This window comes from Streptomyces sp. NRRL B-24572 (genome assembly GCF_002156145.1).
GTDB classification, from domain to species: domain Bacteria; phylum Actinomycetota; class Actinomycetes; order Streptomycetales; family Streptomycetaceae; genus Streptomyces; species Streptomyces vietnamensis.
Map to the genome: position 1 here is coordinate 1 of NZ_MWIG01000479.1, position 2,051 is coordinate 2,051.

Sequence of the window (2,051 nt, forward strand, 5' to 3'; positions counted from 1 at the left end):
ACCTGCGACGCCGAGGAGACCCTGGCCGAGATCGCCCTCGTCGCAGGGCGGATCCTCCCCGGTGCCCGGATCCGCCGTCGGCTCTTCTGGCGCTACACCCTCGTCTGGCGCAAGCCCGACCCCGGCTCCTAGACGGGATCCGGCTCCTCGAAGCCCGGGAGCCACTCGGCGAGTTCGTCCCGCAGGCGTACCGTCGCGTTCAGTTGGCACAGCACCCCGATGGTGCTCAAGGTCACACGGTGTATCAGCAGGTACGAGGGCGGCAGGTTCAGCTGCTTGCCCAACTGGTGGGCGGGGGAGCGGGGGTCGGCGATCCGGGCCGCCTGGGTGCGCATCCAGCCGCGGGTGAAGACGAACGCCTCCGCCTCGGCCGGCTCGATGATCGGCAGCAGGTACTCCAGGACCGCGTCCGGGTCGAGCGCGACGGACTCCTTCACGAAGCCCTCCGCGCACAGCAGCTCGTAGACCGTCTCGGCCTCCCCGGTCACGGCCATCCGCAGACAGGTGCCGATCGTCTCCGGCAGCCCGCCCGGCAGCCGGTCCACGGTGCCGAAGTCGAGGACGCCGAGACGCCAGCCCTCCGGCCCCTCGTCCTCGTCGGCGCCGGGCAGCAGCCGGAAGTTCCCCGGGTGCGGATCGGCGTGCAGCAGACCCGTGCGCGCCGGGCCGGAGAAGAGGAAGCGGGCCAGGAGCTGGCCCGTCCGGTCCCGCTGTTCCTGCGTGCCGTCCGCGATCACCTCCGCCAGCGGGATCCCGTCCATCCACTCGGTCACGAGGATCTGGTCCGACTGGTGCACCACCGCGGGCACCACCACGTCGGGATCGTCCGCGAACTCCTCCGCGTGGATCCGCTGGGCCTCCGCCTCCAGGGCGTAGTCCAGCTCCTCGGAGACCCGGTCCCGCATCTCGGCGATCAGCGGCTTGATGTCCATGCCCGGGATGAGCGGACCGAGCAGCCGGGCGAAGCGGCTCAGCTGCGTCAGGTCCGAGAGCAGTGCCTCCCCTGCGCCCGGGTACTGCACCTTCACCGCGACCTCGCGCCCGTCGTGCCACACGGCCCGGTGCACCTGCCCGATCGAGGCCGCCGCGGCCGGCTTGTCCTCGAACTCCAGGAACAGCTCCCGCCACTCGGGGCCGAGGCGCTCCTCCAGGACCGCGTGCACCGTGCGTGTCGGCATCGGCGGGGCCGCGTCCTGAAGCTTCGTCAGCGCCGCCCGGTACGGCCCGGCGACCTCCTCCGGCAGGGCCGACTCGAAGACGGACAGGGCCTGACCCATTTTCATGGCCCCGCCCTTGAGCTCGCCGAGCACCTTGAACAGCTGCTCCGCCGTGCGCTGCTGAAGCTCGCGGGCGACGAGCTCCGCCGATCTGCCGCCGATCCGCTTGCCCAGACCCCAGGTGGCCCGGCCCGCGAAGCCCAGGGGCAACGCGGCCAACTTGGCGGTCCGGGTGACCGCCTTCCGGGGAAGATCAGACATACGCCCCTCCAAAACCCAGAGTGTCGTGCCGCGCAGGGCCGTTACCCCGCCATTGTGTCGTGCGTGTCGCCGGCCGCCGAGGCCCGCTCCCCTTCTGCTCCGCGCGCCGCCCCGCAGGGGCAGGCCGGGTGCGGTCTCAGCCGTTCCGACCGCCACTCGAGCAGCGGCAGCGACGTCTCCCAGCGGGTGCCCGTGCTCGCCGGGAGGTCCCCGTCCAGGAAGGCCAGCGCGTGCGCGGCGGCCAGTCCGGCCACCGCCGTGGCGAGGCCGAGGTCGCAGGCGGGCAGCGGGTGCGGGGCGCCGGAGCGCCATTGGGCGAGGAGACGGGGCGTCACCGGGTCCCGGTCCGTCCGCTCCTCCTGGAGGCACCGCGCGCAGGCCGTGCCGCCGGGCAGGACGAGCGGCCCGACCGTCCCCGTCGCCTCCAGGACGCCCGCGTAGAGGTGAGGGGTGCCGGTGGCGATCCACGGCTCGGCGGGGACCGGATCGGGGACGTACGCGCCGAGTCCGTCCCGCGGCGTCACCACGACGAGTGACAACCCGGGCCCGCCCCGGCCTTGACCCGATCCGCTC

2 protein-coding genes are annotated in these 2,051 nt (G+C 73.3%); both read right to left on the minus strand.

What is annotated here, in order from left to right:
• Positions 1-128: 128 nt before the first annotated feature.
• The gene (locus CCN56_RS27210; RefSeq protein ID WP_086830600.1) at positions 129-1,478 is read right to left on the minus strand and encodes an AarF/ABC1/UbiB kinase family protein; all 1,350 of its coding nucleotides are present in this window, start codon (positions 1,476-1,478) and stop codon (positions 129-131) included.
• 41 nt (positions 1,479-1,519) lie between these two features.
• Positions 1,520-2,051: TOMM precursor leader peptide-binding protein (locus CCN56_RS27215; RefSeq protein WP_143664636.1), on the minus strand; the 532-nt coding region annotated here is incomplete at its 5' end.